General features: G+C 61.8%; 16 protein-coding genes. 6 read left to right on the top strand and 10 right to left on the bottom strand.

The annotated features are described in order from the left end of the window. Window positions 1–52 precede the first annotated feature (52 nt). Window positions 53–952: a DNA-binding protein gene (locus tag J2X58_RS05035; protein WP_310046757.1), complete on the top strand. Its 900-nt coding sequence runs from the start codon at window positions 53–55 to the stop codon at window positions 950–952. A gap of 174 nt (window positions 953–1,126) precedes the next feature. Here J2X58_RS05035 and J2X58_RS05030 read toward each other — a convergent pair whose 3' ends face one another. Then, window positions 1,127–1,822, bottom strand: coding sequence for a hypothetical protein (locus J2X58_RS05030; protein ID WP_310046755.1), 696 nt, complete (start codon window positions 1,820–1,822; stop codon window positions 1,127–1,129). 276 nt (window positions 1,823–2,098) lie between these two features. On the opposite strand from J2X58_RS05030, the gene J2X58_RS05025 reads away from it, so the two are divergent. Next, window positions 2,099–2,869: a hypothetical protein gene (locus J2X58_RS05025; protein WP_310046753.1), complete on the top strand. Its 771-nt coding sequence runs from the start codon at window positions 2,099–2,101 to the stop codon at window positions 2,867–2,869. A 36-nt stretch (window positions 2,870–2,905) separates the two neighbouring features. After that, window positions 2,906–3,643 carry a hypothetical protein gene (locus J2X58_RS05020; RefSeq protein WP_310046752.1) on the top strand — a complete coding sequence of 246 codons (738 nt, stop codon included), beginning with the start codon at window positions 2,906–2,908 and terminating at the stop codon, window positions 3,641–3,643. 460 nt (window positions 3,644–4,103) lie between these two features. Here J2X58_RS05020 and J2X58_RS05015 read toward each other — a convergent pair whose 3' ends face one another. Then, on the bottom strand, window positions 4,104–4,559 hold the full coding sequence (locus J2X58_RS05015; protein ID WP_310046750.1) for a hypothetical protein: 456 nt from the start codon (window positions 4,557–4,559) through the stop codon (window positions 4,104–4,106). Window positions 4,560–4,690: 131 nt separating this feature from the next. After that, window positions 4,691–5,119, bottom strand: a complete 429-nt coding sequence (locus J2X58_RS05010; RefSeq protein ID WP_139206035.1) for a hypothetical protein — start codon at window positions 5,117–5,119, stop codon at window positions 4,691–4,693. Between the two features lie 1,010 nt (window positions 5,120–6,129). Here J2X58_RS05010 and J2X58_RS05005 point away from each other — a divergent pair. Both J2X58_RS05005 and J2X58_RS05000 read left to right on the top strand, forming a co-directional pair. After that, the gene (locus J2X58_RS05005) at window positions 6,130–6,648 is read left to right on the top strand and encodes a hypothetical protein (RefSeq protein WP_310046747.1); all 519 of its coding nucleotides are present in this window, start codon (window positions 6,130–6,132) and stop codon (window positions 6,646–6,648) included. A 19-nt stretch (window positions 6,649–6,667) separates the two neighbouring features. Next, on the top strand, window positions 6,668–7,993 hold the full coding sequence (locus J2X58_RS05000) for a peptidoglycan-binding protein (RefSeq protein WP_310046745.1): 1,326 nt from the start codon (window positions 6,668–6,670) through the stop codon (window positions 7,991–7,993). A gap of 504 nt (window positions 7,994–8,497) precedes the next feature. Here J2X58_RS05000 and J2X58_RS04995 read toward each other — a convergent pair. From J2X58_RS04995 to J2X58_RS04970, 6 genes are all read right to left on the bottom strand, one after another. Further along, window positions 8,498–8,809, bottom strand: a complete 312-nt coding sequence (locus J2X58_RS04995) for a hypothetical protein (RefSeq protein ID WP_310046743.1) — start codon at window positions 8,807–8,809, stop codon at window positions 8,498–8,500. Window positions 8,810–9,022: 213 nt separating this feature from the next. After that, window positions 9,023–9,652 (bottom strand): DUF416 family protein, encoded by a 630-nt coding sequence (locus J2X58_RS04990; RefSeq protein ID WP_310046742.1) that lies wholly within the window; start codon window positions 9,650–9,652, stop codon window positions 9,023–9,025. A 299-nt stretch (window positions 9,653–9,951) separates the two neighbouring features. Further along, entirely contained in the window at window positions 9,952–10,671 is a 720-nt protein-coding gene (locus tag J2X58_RS04985; RefSeq protein ID WP_310046740.1) for an SDR family oxidoreductase, read from the bottom strand. A 97-nt stretch (window positions 10,672–10,768) separates the two neighbouring features. Then, complete coding sequence (locus J2X58_RS04980; protein WP_310046739.1) at window positions 10,769–11,413, bottom strand: HD domain-containing protein; 645 nt, start codon at window positions 11,411–11,413, stop codon at window positions 10,769–10,771. Between the two features lie 17 nt (window positions 11,414–11,430). After that, window positions 11,431–11,892 carry a carboxymuconolactone decarboxylase family protein gene (locus J2X58_RS04975; protein ID WP_310046737.1) on the bottom strand — a complete coding sequence of 154 codons (462 nt, stop codon included), beginning with the start codon at window positions 11,890–11,892 and terminating at the stop codon, window positions 11,431–11,433. 8 nt (window positions 11,893–11,900) lie between these two features. Continuing rightward, a complete protein-coding gene (locus J2X58_RS04970; RefSeq protein ID WP_310046736.1) occupies window positions 11,901–12,311 on the bottom strand; it encodes a cupin domain-containing protein in 411 nt (136 codons plus the stop codon). Window positions 12,312–12,402: 91 nt separating this feature from the next. On the opposite strand from J2X58_RS04970, the gene J2X58_RS04965 reads away from it, so the two are divergent. Then, window positions 12,403–13,809, top strand: a complete 1,407-nt coding sequence (locus J2X58_RS04965) for a PLP-dependent aminotransferase family protein (protein ID WP_310046735.1) — start codon at window positions 12,403–12,405, stop codon at window positions 13,807–13,809. A gap of 11 nt (window positions 13,810–13,820) precedes the next feature. Here J2X58_RS04965 and J2X58_RS04960 read toward each other — a convergent pair whose 3' ends face one another. Next, window positions 13,821–16,970 carry an efflux RND transporter permease subunit gene (locus J2X58_RS04960; RefSeq protein WP_310046734.1) on the bottom strand — a complete coding sequence of 1,050 codons (3,150 nt, stop codon included), beginning with the start codon at window positions 16,968–16,970 and terminating at the stop codon, window positions 13,821–13,823. Between the last annotated feature and the right edge of the window lie 75 nt (window positions 16,971–17,045).

Here is a 17,045-nt window from a genome sequence, read left to right as displayed (position 1 = left end):
ATCGCGAGTAGAGAATCAAAGGGCAGAGCAGTCGACCAAGGAGAGCAAATCAATGGCACGCGGAATCACGGAAAACGACGTGCACGACGCGGCTGATGCACTGGTGGAGGCGGGCGAGCGGCCGACCGTCGAGCGCGTTCGTGCACATTTGGGCACCGGCTCGCCGAACACAGTCACGCGGCACTTGGAAAGCTGGTGGGGCAGGCTGGGCCTTCGGCTTACCGCGCAACGGAAAATGGCCACGTTGCCAGCGGCACCCTTGGCCATCAGCGATATGGCCGCCCAACTGTGGGATGCCGCCCTGCACACCGCGCGCGCCGAGGCAAGCGAGGCGCTCGCCACCGACCGCAGTGCTCTAGCTGCCGAACGCGCAGCCTTCGAGGACCAGGCACGTACGCTCCTCGCCCAGCAGCAGGATGCGCGGGCATTGGCCCACGATGCACTTCAGGCACGCGAGCGCATCGAGCAGCGCTTGAGCGACCTGACAGGCCTTTTGGCCGAGCTCCAGGATCGCGCTGCGGATCTTGAAAGTCAGCGCGATGGCGCCCAGGAGCACGTTCGGCAGATGCAGGCCGAACTGGCCCAGCACCGGCGTCAGGCTGATGAGCGCGAGGTGAGCGTGACGGCCGAACGACAGCGCCACAGCGAGCATATGCGCGCGACCGAGGATCGCGCCCACGCCGAGGTGGACCGGGCACGGCAGGACGTGCGCACGCTGCAGAAGCAACTCGACGCCCAACTGCGCGAACGCGACCTTGCCACTGCCCGTTCGATCCAGCGCGAGCAAGTTTTGAAGGACGCGCTGGCCAAGGCCGAGCGCGAGGCCGCCGTGGCCAGGGCGCAGTGGGAGGCGCATCGCCTGGCGTCCGCCAAGCCAACGCCTCGCAAGGCAGCAGTCAAAGGCCGGGCGCCTGGTAAGTCACCCGTCGTGCGGCGCAAACGCAGCCCCTGACAAAGCATGATCGGGTGCGTGGGCGTGGGTCCGGCGTGCTGCCCGCGACAGGGCGGCCAGGGTCGCGCGATCTTCCGTCCTGCGAATGGACCACGATCATGCAGCCCGGCAGGGCCTAGGCAGGCACCATCGACGACGACCTCGGGAACGCAAAACGACTCCCAGCGCGACTGCTCACCCGCTGGACGACACCCTCCGATCTAACGCCCCGATAAATCCGCGTAAGTTGCTGGTCACGAAGTACAAGGCATCATCGAAGTCGTTCTCGTCGAAAATGATTTGCTCGCCGGCGGCCAGTGCTTGCCAACGTCGGGTCACATGATCGCGGTAGTCCTCACTGAACCGACCTTGGTTATGCACGAACATGTGGCGCAGGTTGATCAAACTGTTGATGTGTAGCATCGAATAGGTCGAGCTTAACGGTTCGGTCAGGGCGTACTGGTGGCTGAGATGGTGCGCGATACGTAGTGCCGCCGGACGGACGGCGTAGGTGCCACCGCCAGGAATAGACACCAGGACGGGCTTTTTGATCGTGTGTACAGGCATGCCAAGCGCGGTACGGAGATCGCTCATTGCATCGCCAAAAGCAGTCAGGACCCCCATGATCGACTGCGACCGGGCAAGCTGAGCGAATTCGCCGGAGCGTCGCATCTGATCGATATCGCGCAACGTGCGCATGGAGGTCGCCACGTCCGGGAAGTTGTGACTGGCACGTACGGGGCTGTTAGCCTCCGCACCCACAAACACTGTGTGCTCGGCAAAGGCCACGCAGGCCAGGTAATAGCGAAGGTTGTTTTCCAGGGCAAACAGGTAATTGCGGTAAATCGCAGCAATCCCTGGGTGGTGAAGCTCGAGCGTCCAATCAGTCACTGGCGATCTCCGGGTTTCCTCAGAGCATTTGGCCCTGAGAGGATTATCACAGGCGTCGCGCCCGCATGCGATAGTCGGCTCCCTCACAGGTCAAGCCGCTGCGCTAAGCCCTTGGTCTGAGGGCGCGAAGCGCCAAGCGCATATTTGACGGCTTGGAGGCGCTCTTCGTCGGCAGAAGCAGGGATACGGGTGTGAACGCGTTCTTGGCGTGCGTCTCAGGATCTGAGATGTGCTCGCGCTAGCCTGTAGGCGACTCACTTCAAAAGCAGGGAACGCATGAGCGCTAAAAAAACGGGCGATGACGCCGGCAGCACGCCGGATGTTCTGGGGTATGTTGCAAGAGCGTGGGACTTCGCCTGGACGTTGCGCTTTGCCTCGATCATCCTTTTCGCCGATGTCTGGCTGGCGTGGCGCACTGGCTCGGGCCTCATGACATGGCCCGTCCCGCCAACGGACAGGTGGCTGCAAAGCATCGGCGATGTGCTTGCCGCCGTGTTGACGTTTGCCTTCGTTATGTCGCTAGCGGTTCCAGGCCTCGGCCTGATCGCACAGGCTATCGTCAACAGGCTGGCGAGCCACGGAGAGGCCGTGCGACACGACGAGTACGACGGTTACGTGCTCGAGCTGCAGCTGCGCGACTACGCGCACAAGCATCGTGATGCCATGGCCTTGCAGGTAGCCGACGCGTACGCGGCGCGCGAGGGACGCCATGAGGCACAGGAGACGGTGATCGCAAACCTGATGCTCGGCGTCTTCATCTTGGCGATCCTGGACCTCCCCAGTTTCCTGCCGACCGGTGCGCGCTCCCTTATCGGTGCTGTTTTGTCGTTCGCGCCCTGGGCGCCTGGCGCGGTGGGTCTTGCAGGGGTGGGCTTGGTCACCGCACTACGTGCGTTGTGGGTATCGTCCCAGGAGACCTCTCGGGTGCGGTATGGACCGGCCGCCGAGGAACTGGTCCGCGCGCGGGAGGCCACGTTTGGGCCGGTGCTGACGCCTACGCCGGGAAGCGGGGACGCGCGGGGCGGTGCGGACCGCCATCAAAACTAGGTTTGTCTATCACTCTGGTCAGAACGGTGCCTATGCATGGATCTGTACGAAAACACTTTAATTGGAACCTTCCTGTACGGGCTCGGTATCGAGATGGGGACACGGCTGGGTGGCGCTGCTGTGGTGAGCGGCGTTGATCTGCTGCAACAGACGCCTCTGGATCAGTCGCTTGGTGATGTTCTCATCAAGGCCCCACGCCACTTCCGCCTCTTCGAGTTCAAGCGCGCCACAAATCGCGATCCGAAGGAGGCCGAAAAGCGATCTCACCTTTTAATGGCCATGGACAAAGCGCCGAACGGCAAGGCGCTTTTTGACACCAGCCGCGCCATCCATAGCCTCGTGCGTATCGACCAGGTGGAGCTGACCAACCGACGGCTGGAGACCAAGCTGGCCGAACGCGCGTATGTCGGTGGCGAGTTGGGTGCCTGTACGATTCCTGAGCTTTGCCGGCGAACTGCCCACGCCATGCTGGCTGCAGACGGCGAGCCAAACGCACGCCAGTGCGACGCGTACCTTCGGCTACTGGCAGACGTCAGTGGACGGTTGAAGCACCCGACGGGCGGCGGGGGTACGTTACTGGTCGCCGCGCGCGACGGTATCGTTGAGTATGCCCATGTGGCCCAGATCAGCGATATCTTTCGAACCCACGAGCAACTGCGCGGGATACAGGCCGCGTACGAGCGCGCTGCGAAAGGACGTGACGGCAAGGAACGCGAGCGAGGCGATCCGAATCAAAGAGAGATCCGCGGCAAGGACATGGATTGGGAGCGGTAGGCCCAACGGAGCGAGATCCGATGCGGTTACACGGCGCTTGGGTCAGGACGACGGTGCCAATACGATGGCTGGACAAAGAAACAGCGGCTGTCAGGAACGTGGCCGCAAACGGCGTCGTTACTTGGAGACGGCGACACCGTTAATGACCGCGGGAAGCCGGCCACAAAGTCTGTCGGCGGTTCGGCCTGGGATGCAGGTGAGTTGAATCAGTTAGTTAGCGAACCCAGACGTTGCGAAACGACAGGGCTACTGGCCAACGACGGGGTTTATGGCGAGGCGACACACTTAGCGACTGACGACAGCGATCGACGCACGCGGTGGAGGGGTCGGCACGCCGCTGAAAACACGATGTCGCGATTTTACATAATATACATTATGCGCACTACCTTACTCCGTTCACGTAGCGGGATTAGCCGGCATTCGAGGCCGCCAGCTTTCGGACATCAGGGATGAAGACGTACTACGGTGGTGAGCTACGACGCCGGATGACAACCATGTAACCGATGACGAAGCCCGATTCCATGCCGAACAGAACCGCCATGGACTGCATGAATACGAGGCCCCCCACATCGCGCCGGAAGAACTGCATCCAGGCGCCAAACAGAACGACCGCCGTCAGAACGGAGAGGGACCTTCCGGCCGCCCTGCGGAAGTCGGACGCGGTGGGGACGTCGATCCCGTGCATCTCACGGCGGTAGATGTCGCCCCATTCCCTGAGGGTGAGCGCGAAGCCCTTGAGAGATGACGGCAGCAGTGTGTAGACGAAGAAGACGAAGGCCAGGACACACGTAATGTTCATCACGCGCAGCGGAAGACCCCACAGACCTGCAAGGAGGTTTATGGCAAGTAAGACGAGCATCGCCGTAATTACGTTAAAGCTAACTTTCACGGATATCTCCTTGAAATAACCAAGCATCCCACCTTCCGTTCGACTATCGCGAGGTAGCTGTTCAACGCTCGCGCATCGCCTCCGCGGTTTCCTGCTGCAACGGCGGACAACAGGTAGTCGATCACCCGCCACGTGCCGGAAGCGCGCAGTTGAAACACTCAGTAAAAGCCGGTTACGCGGAGCTTCGCAGCAATGTTGAGCACCGGTGCGAGCTTGGACTCCAATCGTTTGAACCATTCCGGCTCCTGCCAGTGCCCGTCTTCGGATAACTCGAGTGGCGGAATCCAGTCCTTGTGACGAGGAAATGCGTCCGGAATTGCCCGCGAAAGTTGTGACAGATCTCCTTGTTCGAAACCTCCGTCCATCAGCGCCCTCACCTCTTCCAGGGCACATCGATATCGAGGGGCAAGGTCGGCCTTTGCAGGGATGGCCTCGACCAGAGGAATGAGGTCAACAAGAGACTGCTCAAGCGCGCGTAGCTGCTCTACCCTGTCGTTTGCTGTGTATCGGTACTCCGTCACCGGGCATCCCCTTCGGATTTCATCACGATCTATGTTAAGCCGCAGGCGACGGTCCTGCAGCATCATGGCCCGCCCCGCCTCTTCCGTGCCAATCGGCCTTCGACGCGCTCTGAGATCGGACGCCACCCGCGTCCGGTGCTCGTCTTGCCCTAGCCGCTACAAATCCCGCGTGGGCGGCAGTAGTCCTCTCACCCGCGATAACATGGGCAAATCGCCCTACCCTGACGTCCACTTTCGACCAGGAGTGCACAGAGGCAGAAATGGCGAGACGATGAGATTCAAGAGCGAAATTGCTGCCAATGCGGAACGGCACCGGACTAGGCCATTGAGCCGCTCCCCGGTTCGGGACCCCGAACTCCGATATGTCGGCGTTCCGAGCTGCTATCCACTGCTCGCCAATGGCGTTTCGAAACGCCGGATTGCGGAGGGCAAGCGGAGGGTTCAGCGGTGCATACGAGTGCATGCCTTCGGCATGGGCATTCCGCGGCGTGAGCACGAAGTCGGCCAGGCGCTCGGCTTCAAGGCGGAGCATTCGGAGTTCGATGCCATATTAAATCAGGCCCGATGCCCGCACCGTGAACTGGTCAGCATACGCCACGAAAAGCCATCAGCATGACGTCTTGCTGCGAGAGCTTACTAGCCGCTTCGCGATACAGCTGACGGGAAAGATCGAACCCCTACTTATCGTTCAGCACATACCCTCGAGCCGCCCATTATGGGAGGTGGGGCAAATTCTCGTCAGGTTCGCCCGCACCGGCTTGACCGGAGCTACGCCTCGTGTTGGCTAGATGGATTGTTTCTCCCCGGGTGAAGGGCGCGACTCGTTACTCGAAAAGGTCATCAATCAGCTTCTCGAGGAGTCGGCCATCGGCGTCCGGATTGTAGTTTTTGTCAAACCCGATTCGGTTGAGCAAGTCCGCACAAGCGGAACTGAAGTCGGTAATCAAGTCATCGTCGCCCTGTATGGCTAAACTCCGTCGCTCGAAATTGGGCTGCGGCGTCACGAACGGTTGGACCACCAGGCCTAGGAGCATTGGCTTGATCTGCCGGACGTACAGGCTACCGTTGACGCATAAGTGGACGAGGAGAAGACGATGGCTGGACCACATCACGCGGTTGCCGCGCTCGTGCTCGTGATTGCGAGCAGTGCAGCGTCACACGCATTGGCCGAAAGTGCGCACCCGGCCGTCGCCAAGACCTGCGGTGGTTCGACGATGGTACTTCGCTGCAGCGGAGAGGGCTCAGATTGCTCGCGCACCGAACTGGTCCTCCGCTCGGGTGCGTCGCCGCCTGTTGTCGTCCCCACTCCGCGGGGCCTCGAAAAGTACGATCCGGTGGGGTTGAGCTGCACACACGCGGCAAACGCCAAGCCCTTCTTCGTCGTCGAATACGGGGACGTGTCTCATACCTGCGCATCGTGCGAATGGCATCACGTCTACGCGCCGGACGGGCAGCGCTTGACGGAAAGCGATCCGGCTTTCGTTTCCGACCCATCGCTACCCGGTGCGCAATCGCTGCATCCCAACACCGCCGACTTTATGCGGGTTTCGAAGAACCTGGGCCTATCTAAGGCGCCGATGAGCTACGCGCACTAGCCTGCCATAGGAGTGGAACATGGACGATCAAAGGGACCTCTACGCGCCGTACTTACAGCCTCGCGGGCCGGCGTATCGCGACGACCAGGTGGACTCCCGGCTATCGCATTACAACGACCCGATCGATCGGTCACCCGGCCGGTTCGCCGGCAACTCACACATCCACGGTGACGCGAGCGCCGAGACTCAGGCCGCAGTGATGGATGCGCTGGTGGAGGCGTCTCAACGGGCAGGAATCGATGACAAGGACACGGCTTACGTCCTGGCGACAGCCCGGTTCGAGAGCGGCTTTAACCCGGACGCCGCAGCGGGGCCCACTTCGGCGTACGGAGTCGGCCAGTTCGTACGGAGAACGGGACATAGCTATGGCATCTCCGATGCTCAGATCGGCGACCTGACCCGACAAGCCGAAGGACTGGTGGCGATCTACAAGGACAACGCCGCACTAGCTCGCAGCCGCGGCCAAGGCGATGAATACATCTACGCCTACCATCACGATGGCTCCCACGCCAGCCCAGAAGCTCTTGCGCTGTCGCGTCAACACGTTGCCCCCTATGTACCGGCGTTTGAACGCTTCGTCGCCGCCAGGCAGGAACACCACGAACGCCTGCTGGCGGACCCCGAGTTCAACTCTCGCACGCACGTGACGCCTGAACCGGCACAAGCCGCCTCGCATGCCCTGCGGCACGGATCGCATGGCCAAGCCGTGTCCGATCTGCAGACCCAGCTCGCGCAGCTTGGCTACGCCGACGCGGAGGGCCGGCCCCTTAGTGCCGACGGTCGCTTTGGCGCGGGCACCCAGGCGGCCGTGGAAGCTTTCCAGCGAGAGCATGGACTGGCCGCCGACGGCATCGCCGGCGCTCGCACCCAGGAGGGGGTCGCGAACGCGCTCGCGCAAGGTGCTACCCGGCCGTTGGACCATCCTGACCACCCGGACCACGCACTTTATCTGCAGGTTCGCTCACACGTGTATCGAATGGACGCGGATCTCGGCCGGCCCTCCGATGTCCACAGCGACAACCTGGCCGCCGGACTTACCGTGTCGGCACGACAGGACGGCCTGCTGCGCGTCGACCAGATTGCGCTGTCCGACGACGGTTCGCGCCTTTGGGGAGCACAAAGACCGCCAGGCGTGCGCGATCATTTCTTTGATCGGTTCACGAGTGTATCCACACATGCAGCCATGACCCCGATCGCCGAGACGAGCGTCCAATGGCCGCAAGCCATGCAACAGTTTCAGAGCGCCCAGGCTCAGCAGCAAGCAGAACGGACCCAGGCCATTCAGCAAGCTCCAACCACACAACCTGTTCCGGTAGCACCACCTACCCAGGGTTTATCGCGGTAGCGTAGCGGTGCGACACAAGCTGGTTCCTGTGCATGCTAAAGATGCACGATGAAACAGCCCGAGCTTCGGCCCTGCCCCGGCGTTGCCCAAGGCTTTCCAAGCTTAGGGCCAGACGTCTCGCCGTCATACACAAAGGTCCTGGAGTGTGGCGTGCTCCCGAGGATTCAACTGCCCTCGCCTCCTCGCGCTTGCGAGCAAATTCCGCCAGGCGTGATGCGCGATGCCTGGTCTGCTCGTCGCTGCAGCCGAACTTGGCACACGCCGCATCCCATGACTCGGGCCTTTTGTTGTCTACGCCTTCGAAAACAAGGGTTTTTGCGAGGCGGCCCCCACAATCTGTCGTTGTCGCGGACTGACCGCTCAAGAGCAGCAATGCGATTAGTGCGGGGCTCATCTCAAGCCCCTCTAGTGCTCAACCGAATAACCAGAGTATGTCTCGCGCTTCTGAACACCTTACACGGACCGGTACGGAAACATGAGGCGCGCATCCTGCTCTGAAGCCTACTATTCCTTCTTAATCGAGATATTAATCTCGGGATCATCAACCGACGTCGTCATCGCATGAAGCTCGACATCGCCCGTCTCGGAAACGTCCACAAACAGCGATCGGGTACTGTCGTCCGCCTGTGCCGCGCACCTCCACTCGTAGGTCAGGCCCTTTCCCGAGAATCCAGGGAAGCGACCCACAAATTGCGGGGCATCGCAGTTGGGCGTCCGGCCCACCTCGCGTGAGCTCAGGTTATCGGCCTCTTCGAGACTGATCTTCGACGAACAACCCGAAATGAGAAGTACAAGTAGGCATGCGCTCTTTTTCATTTCTCGAATTCTGTATGGAGCACGCGCGAACCAAGAAAAACGATGGCAACATCCTCAACCAACGAAGCAATCGCCGACTTCACACCCCATGACTCCTTCACCATGGTATTTGCCAGATCGGACAAAGCCAGACGCAGCGTCCCGGCTCGCAGTGCTCGGCCATGAGTCGTCCAAAGAGTGGAGAAACCATTCTCGCAGCGTTTCAGTCTAAGGTCACATCTTCGAGCGCGTCGAAAGCGAAGGCAGCCGGATTAACCTGGTATTCCGATAGTCGAGCATCCAGATACGACTACGCAGGTCGATCGCGAGCTCGGCAGCACTTGCCTGATTCGCCTCGAGGAAATCCAGGTCCGCCTGCATTCGGCTTCGTTCCTGTGAAAGCATCGATGTGGGACCGAACACCATCGGATCGCGCTCATTGACTCCGTACTCCCCGATCAACCTCTGCGTTGCCAGATCTATCGTATCAAACTGCAGCGTTGTCGCTTCTATGATCGACGCCGCGTCCCGGTGATTGATGAAGTCCAGGAGGCCGCAAAACATCGCCACGACATCCATTGCCGCCGACGTGTAGAAAGAATCGAAGTCTTCAGAATCAGGCATCACACGTTCACAATCGCTGGCTTCTACGAATCTTGCATCCCGCCACTGACCGGTCTCCATCGCCCTCCAGAGTGAGGCATATGCTGCGAAAACCTGCGCAGTGCCAAGGTGGGCCGTCTCTGCCTGGAACGCTAGATACATAGGTAATGCGCGCTCGGCGAGAGACAGGCCAAAGGCAAGTTGCTTTTCAGCATTCATCTGTTTCAGCCGGACTTCAATTTCTTGGATGTCATAACCCATAGCAAACTCGTTCTTCCGTCAGTCTCTGAGCGAAGAGAGCGCATTTACGTCCCCTTGTTTCAACGTCTCTGAATAACCAGAGCAGGTGCGCCGGCTGGCCGCAGTCGCCATCGGCGTATGCTCCATCTTACGCGCTGCGTTGATAGCACCGTGACACGAAGTGTCAGGATATCCTGAGGGCGCCATTCTTCGTCGCCTAGCAGCACAAAGCCGACACGGGGAATGCCGAGGCGAAGCGGAAAGATGTGACAGCTGGCTACTGTAGGAGGGGCCCCCGATGACGCCGACACCAAGCGAGATCAGAACTGCAGCTTGCCGATCGATGCTCCACCGTCCACGTATAGCGTCTGCCCGGTGACAAAGCTTGCCTCCTCTCCCAGGAAGAAATCTATTGCCGCCGCGAGCTCCTCTGGCTTACCGAACCGATTCATGGGTACCGAGGCGAGGTACCGCTGCTCGCCGACGCTCCCGGGCGGATTGTTTTCGCGGAAGAGTACAGTCTCCGTTGGGCCGGGCGCGACCGCGTTCACGGTAATGCCAGTCCGCGCCAACTCCAGGCCCCACGAGCGGGTGAAGCTCACCATCGCGCTCTTGGCGGCAGCATAAGCGGTTCGCTCGATCATGCCCAGGATGGTCAGGCTCGAGATATTGACGATTCGCCCCCAGCCGCGTTGCCGCATTCCCGGTAGAAGGGCCTGTAGCGTTTGAATCGCCGGACGGAGATTGAGGGCAACCGTCGCATCGAACGTATCGAGATCGATATCATCGATGGCCTGTGGCCGCACCACAGCGACGTTGTTGACTACGCCGTCGAAGGCATAACGGGCGCTCAGCTCGCTCAAGGCACGCTTGGTGGCAACGCTGTCGGCGAGATCTAGCGAAACCAACTCGCCAGGAAAGCTCGCATCGGCCTGGCGCGCGACGCCAACGACCTGATGACCAGCTCGGGCGAGCCGTTCAGACAGTGAACGACCAATGCCCTTGCTTGCACCAGTAATGAGAAACGTGCGGGATTGCATGGGTTCTTCTCGTTGAATGGGCCCGGCTGTTGCTAGGCGGAAGGAATTCGCGAGCCACGAATGATGCGGCTCCGGACCAGGCGATGGCGGAGGCGCATCATCGCGCCCATGGTGATTGAAGGATCATGCTGCACAGGTCGACGCGTTGGAAATGAGGGTCCTTGGCGGCCAGGAAATCGTCGTTGAACGTCCCAAACGTACTGTCCGGCCGGTGCCTCAGCCCGTCATAGAACGTGTCGATGATCGCCTGGTTGAAGTCGGTCCCGCGCGGCCAGGCATTCGTCACAGCGCTCCGCTCGGCGTCGGTGAATTGGTCGTAGGCACGGCCCGCCACGTCCATACCTGCCGCCATATGTAGCAGCGCGGCCTCGGCGTGCATGAATTGAGGGATGCCAGGGGTGGTGTGTAACGCGATAGCAGCCCAAACCTTATCGACTTCGGCCCCGGCGACACCGTGGCTGATCAGGAAGTCGCGCGCGGCGTTGGCCCCGTCCACTTCGAAGCGAAGTGTGCTGCCGCGGAACCGTTCCACAAGGCCCAGATCGTGGAATAACGCGCCGACGAGTAGTAGTTCAGGATCGAAAACCAAGCCGTCGCGCCGCCCCGCCAAAGCGCCCCACGCGTAAACGCGCATCGAGTGCAGAAAGAGCAAATCACTCTCACAATCGCGGACGAGCTCGATCGCCTGCTGGGCAAGCCGGCTGTCAGGAATATGGATCTCGGGGAGCTGCGGGGCCAACATGGGACGTTCTCCGCGGCTCAGCCTTCGGCACGCAATGCAGCTTCCGGAGTATTGCGGAAGCTGATGGCCAGGCGGTTATAGGTATTCATCAAGCCGATGGCGAACGTCAGGTCGACCAGGTCCTTCTCGGTGAAGACAGCTGAAGCAGCCTTGAAATCGTCCTCCGGGACGCCTGTTTCTGCAACCCGGGTCACGGTTTCAGCCCAGGCGAGTGCGGCTTTTTCGCGCTCGCTGAAGACCTTACCTGCTTCGCGCCACGCCTGAAGCAACGCGAGCTTCTCGACGGTCACGCCGCGCTTCATGAGGTCGCGTGTATGCATGTCCAGACAGTAAGCGCAGCCATTGATCTGGCTCACACGCAGGTACACCAGATCCACAAGGATGGGATCGAGGTCGGACTGCGTGATGTAGCCGTACAAAGAGCCGAGCGCTTTGGCGCCTGCAGGTGCCACTTGGGTGTAATTGATGCGAGGAGACATGGCAGTACCTATTTGTCGGGGGTGGTAAGGGGTTGCTCGCCGCTGTCGACGACGAACACGGCAAGCAGCTTGGCCGGCTCGCTCTTGCTCGCATTTCGGCTGATGCGGTGATGTGCACCAGGTGCTTCGTAGAACGACTCCCCGGCGCGGTAGACCTTGGCAGGACCGTCGTCGACCTGGCTTTCAATCGCACCGGAGACCACGTACGCATAGATAAAAGCGGAGCGGGCGTGGCGATGGGGCGTCGAAGCTCCCGCCGGGGGGTATTCGACCTCCACCGCGACGAGCGATTTGCCCGGAATGTTGGGTATCGAATGGGAGAAGTTAGGTGTCACCACGCCATCATGGGCGAGTGCACAATTCGTCCCGCCGAGTGCAAAGGATAGGAGCGCGGCGAGAAGCAAGCGTTTGGTCGGCATAGGGTCCTCCTTGTCGGAATGACGCAAGCATGCGCCCAGCAAGGTGCATCCAAAAGAACCAAAACTCGATTTTTCCGATGTACCATGAGTCATGACACATGGGCTAAACATCCGAATTGACCGATCGGCCGCATCGACGCTGGCCGAGCAGATCAGGCTGGGAGTGCTATCCGCCATCGGTAGTGGCGCGCTGGCACCAGGGGCGAAGTTGCCGTCCTGGCGTGCCTTAGCGGCGCAGCTGGGCGTGGCTCGCGGCACGGTCAAGGCCGCGTACGAGCGGCTGGCTGACGAACAGGTCATCACCTCGACGCGACCCGGTGGTACGCGGGTCGCCGAACATCCTGGGGCCCTGCGGGTCGCCCCGCCGAACGGTTCCGACGATGTGCCGGAGCTCTATCAGCACCTATTCGTCGGGCCCGCGATGTTCCAGATGGGTGTACCAGCCTCCGACTGCTTCCCGGCAAGCCTATTCGCTCGCTTGCGAGCAAATGCCGCCCGGCGTGAGGTTGCGATGCCGGCGGCGTATCCCGATCCACGTGGCGAGCTGGAGTTGCGTCGCGAAATCGCTGCACACCTCGCGATCGCGCGGGGCGTCGCGTGCCGTCCATCCCAACTATTCGTAACCGCCGGTTTTGCCGGCGCATTGGAGCTCACGCTGCGGGTGCTACGCTTGGAAGGCGGAGCAGCCTGGATGGAAAATCCGGGGTTTTTCCAAACTCGTCGCGCGCTTGAGCTAGCCCAGCTTGTTCCCGTTGACGTGCCGGTCGACGACGATGGTATGGACGTCGGCTATGGTGTCGAGACCTTTCCGAACGCGGTGCTCGCTCTGGTCACACCCGGGCAACAGGCGCCACTCGGAGGCACCCTCTCGCTCAGTCGACGAGTGGCGTTGATCGAATGGGCGGCACGCACTGGCGCGTGGATCGTCGAAGACGACTATCTGGGCGAGCTACAACTCCGACGCCGCGCTGCACCTGCGTTGGCGGGTCTGGACGGTCACGGGCGCGTGATCCATATCGGTTCGTTTAGCAAAACCATCAGCCCCACGCTGCGCCTAGGCTTCATCGTTGCGCCTTCGGAGCTGACCGATCGCTTCACGGAGGCGGTGATGTGCCTCGGCTCGGCGCCTGGGCCGGCAGTGCAGCTGGCAACGGCACGCTTCATGGGCGAAGGTCACTACATGCGGCATCTTCGCAGCATGAAGCGTGTGTACGCGGCCAGAGGCGAGGCTCTGCGAAGCAATTTGGAGAACAAAGGCTACCAAGTGAGCATCGGCGGGCTCGCCGCGCTTGTGCGACTTGGTGCTGGGGTGTCTGACGTCGCGCTGGCGAAGGAGGCTCGCACTTGGGGCCTTGCACCTGAGCCGCTATCCGCTTGGTTCAGTCCCGCAAGTGCACGACAACCAGGTCTGCTTCTGGGCATCGCCACCGCGGACGAAGCCAGACTCCCGGGCGCGTGTGACCGTCTGCACCGTCTGATCGTCGAGTTCAGCGGGTAAATGCCCTGCGGTCAGGCTATTGGCGAAGCCTCGACACGCGAACCCGTCGCTCCCGATCGCTTGAACGCCTTGCGCTGCGCGCGGTCGTGCTTCCACAAGTAGATCGCGGGGGTGCTGATGAGGGTAAGCCATTGCGAGACGATCAGTCCGCCGAGCATCGCGATGCCGAGCGGCCTGCGCACTTCCGATCCGACACCGAACCCGATCGCGAGCGGCAGCGCCGCACCCATCGCGGCGAGCGTCGTCATGGTGATCGGACGAAACCGGACCAGCGCGGCTTCCGTGATGGCCTCCACCGGCCCCATGCCGTGTTTCCGTTCGGCGACCAGCGCGAAATCAACCATCATGATGGCGTTCTTCTTGACGATGCCGATGAGCATGAGCACGGCGATCACGGACATCAGGGTAAGCGGGGTCTGTGTCACGAGCATGGCGAGGTAGGCGCCCATGCCCGCTGCGGGAAGCGTCGACAGGATCGTCAGTGGATGGATGAGGCTCTCGTAGAGCATGCCGAGCAGGACGTACATGATCACGATCACGGCGACGAGCATCACGATGGCACCCACGATCGCTTCGATGAGTTTCTGGTTGCTGCCCGAATAATCGCTCTGCACCCCCGGAGGCAGCCTCGCCTGGTCGACCAGATCGTCCACGATCTTGATGCCTTCGAGCTGACTGACACCCTGCGCAAGGTTGTACGTGATGGCGGAGGATTCCAGCTGGTTCCAGTGGCTGACCGCCGTCGGCGTAATGGACGGCGCGATGCTCGCGACCGCCGATAGCGGGATCATGCGCCCCTGCGAACTGCGGACGTAGGTGTTCAGAAGATTGCCCGGCTGCAGCGAACTCGCGCCCGAAGACGTCAGCACGACGCGATACTGGTTGATGTCGGAATAGATGGTGGAAACTGGCCGTTGTCCGAAGGCGTTGTACAGCGTCTCATCGACCCGGCTCATCGTCACCCCCAGACGTGATGCCGCATCACGGTCCACGGTCACGGACTGCTGCATGCCGATGCCGTCGAAACTCGTACCAACGTCGCGCAGCTGTGGAAGCGCACGGAAGCGCTTCGCCAGTTCGAGCGTGGTGTCCTGCAGGCTTCGTCCGGAGGAACTGGTCAGCTGCATCTGGTACTGGCCACCACCCGAACGGGTGTCCCCGCCGTCGCCGAAGAACTGCACCGCCGTGAGTGCCACCTCGAGGTCGCTCCAGCCCTTGAACGTTTCGCCCAGGCGCTTGATCACCTCGTCGACCGAGGCGTGCCGTTCCGCGAAAGGTTTCAGATCGATGTAGAACGACGCCGTGCTTCCGACGGCGCCGCCGGGACCATTCGCACCGCCGAGCGCGGTGGTGACATCCAGCACGTCCGGGTCCGCGAGTATGACGGCGGAAACGTCCCTGGCGCGCCGCGCGAGCTGATCGGGCGAGACGTTCGAGTCGGTGCGCAAGGTCGCCTGGAGCATCCCGAGGTCTTCGTCGGGCATGATGCCGCCGCCGGCCGTCATCGCGACGGCGACGGCCATGACGATCGTCAGCACGATCAGGGCCATCGGTTGCCAGCGCATGATCCTGCGGTGACGCATGGCCCATGCGAGCATCCGCTGGTAGACACGCAGCATCGCGTCGTCGAATCGCTCCAGACGACGCTCGAGCACGGCGAACCGATGGCTATCGCTGCCGGTGCGCCGTTGGAAGAAGTGCGCGCAGAGCGCCGGCGTGATCGTGAGCGACACCACCGCGCTCACGATGATCGCCGCGGTGAGCGTGACGGAGAATTCCCGCACCAGCGACACGAAGATGTTGTTACCGAACACCATGGGCGCGAAGACGGCGATGAGCGAGAGCGTGATGGAAACGACGGTGAACCCGATTTCCTTCGTGCCGACCAGTGCCGCGTCAAGTGGCGACAGCCCTAGTTCCATGTGCCGCACGATGTTCTCGATCACCACGATGGCGTCGTCCACGACGAAACCGATCGCGAGCACCAGCGCGATGAGGGACAGCGTGTTGAGCGAGAAGCCGAACATCCACATGGCCACGAAGGCGCCGGCCAGCGACAACGGCACGCTCGCCATGGCGATCAGCATCGGTCCCCATCGGCGGAGGAACACGAGCATCACGGCGGCGACGGTCAGCACGCTGAGCAGCAACGTCAGTTCGACCTCGTGAAGCCCCGACCGGGTGGTCCGCGTCAGGTCGAAGATGGGCCGTATCGTGATGTCCTTCGGCAGCAGCCCGCGCAGTTCGGGGAGTCTGGACCGGATCGTTTCCACCGTGGCGACGGCGTTCGCCTCCGGTCGCTTGCTGATCTGCATGACGACCGTCCGTTCGCCATTGAACCATGCGCCCTGGTACTGATCCTCCGGCCCGCTCGTCACACGTCCCACGTCGGACAAACGGACAGGTACGTTGTTGCGCACGGCGATCAGCAGGTGGTCGAACTCGGCGGCCGTCTGCATGGCGTCGGTCGCCACCACGGTCATCTGCGTGTGACCGCTCCGGATAACGCCGAGCGCCGACGTGACGTTGGCCGCGACCAGCGCGTTACTCACATCGTTCGCGGTGATGCCCTTGGCCGCGAGGGAGAGGTTGTCGAGCTCGATCCGGATCGCGTGCGGCGATCCACCCGAAAGCTGCACATTCGCCACCCCCTCGATCTGCGCGACGGCCGGCTTCGCGAGCGTGTCGGCCAGGTCGTACAGTCGGTCCGGCGGGAGGCTCGCCGAGGTCAGCGTCACCAGCAGGATCGGCATCTGCGACGTATCGAATTTCGCGTACTGCGGTGGATTGGGCATGCCCGTCGGCAGGTCCACGGCGGACGCATTGATGGCGGCCTGGACGTCGCGCGCGACCGAGTCGGTATCCACCCCGAACTCGAACAATATCTGGACCTGCACCGATCCCTCGTTCGCGATGCCGCTCATCTGCTTCACGCCGGGGATGCGTCCCAGGTGACGCTCGAGGGGCGCCATGACCGTGTTGGCCATCGTATCGGCATTGGCGCCGGGCATCTGTGCGAAGACAGCCACGGCGGGAAGATCCAGCGAAGGCAACGCGGCGACGCCAAGCAGCATGTACGCCCACGTGCCGGCGATGAGCAATCCGATCCCCAGCAACGATGCACCGGCGGGGCGTCGGATCAACGGCGCGAAGATGTTCATTGTCGTTCCATGACCCCACAGGCGCGTTTGCCCCACCCTACCGGCAACACCCACCCACGCCGCATGTGCCTTTCG

The organism is Luteibacter sp. 3190 (assembly GCF_031456385.1).
Lineage (GTDB): Bacteria > Pseudomonadota > Gammaproteobacteria > Xanthomonadales > Rhodanobacteraceae > Luteibacter.
The sequence above is the reverse complement of the archived record's forward strand: the minus strand, read 5'-3'. Positions and strand labels throughout refer to the sequence as shown.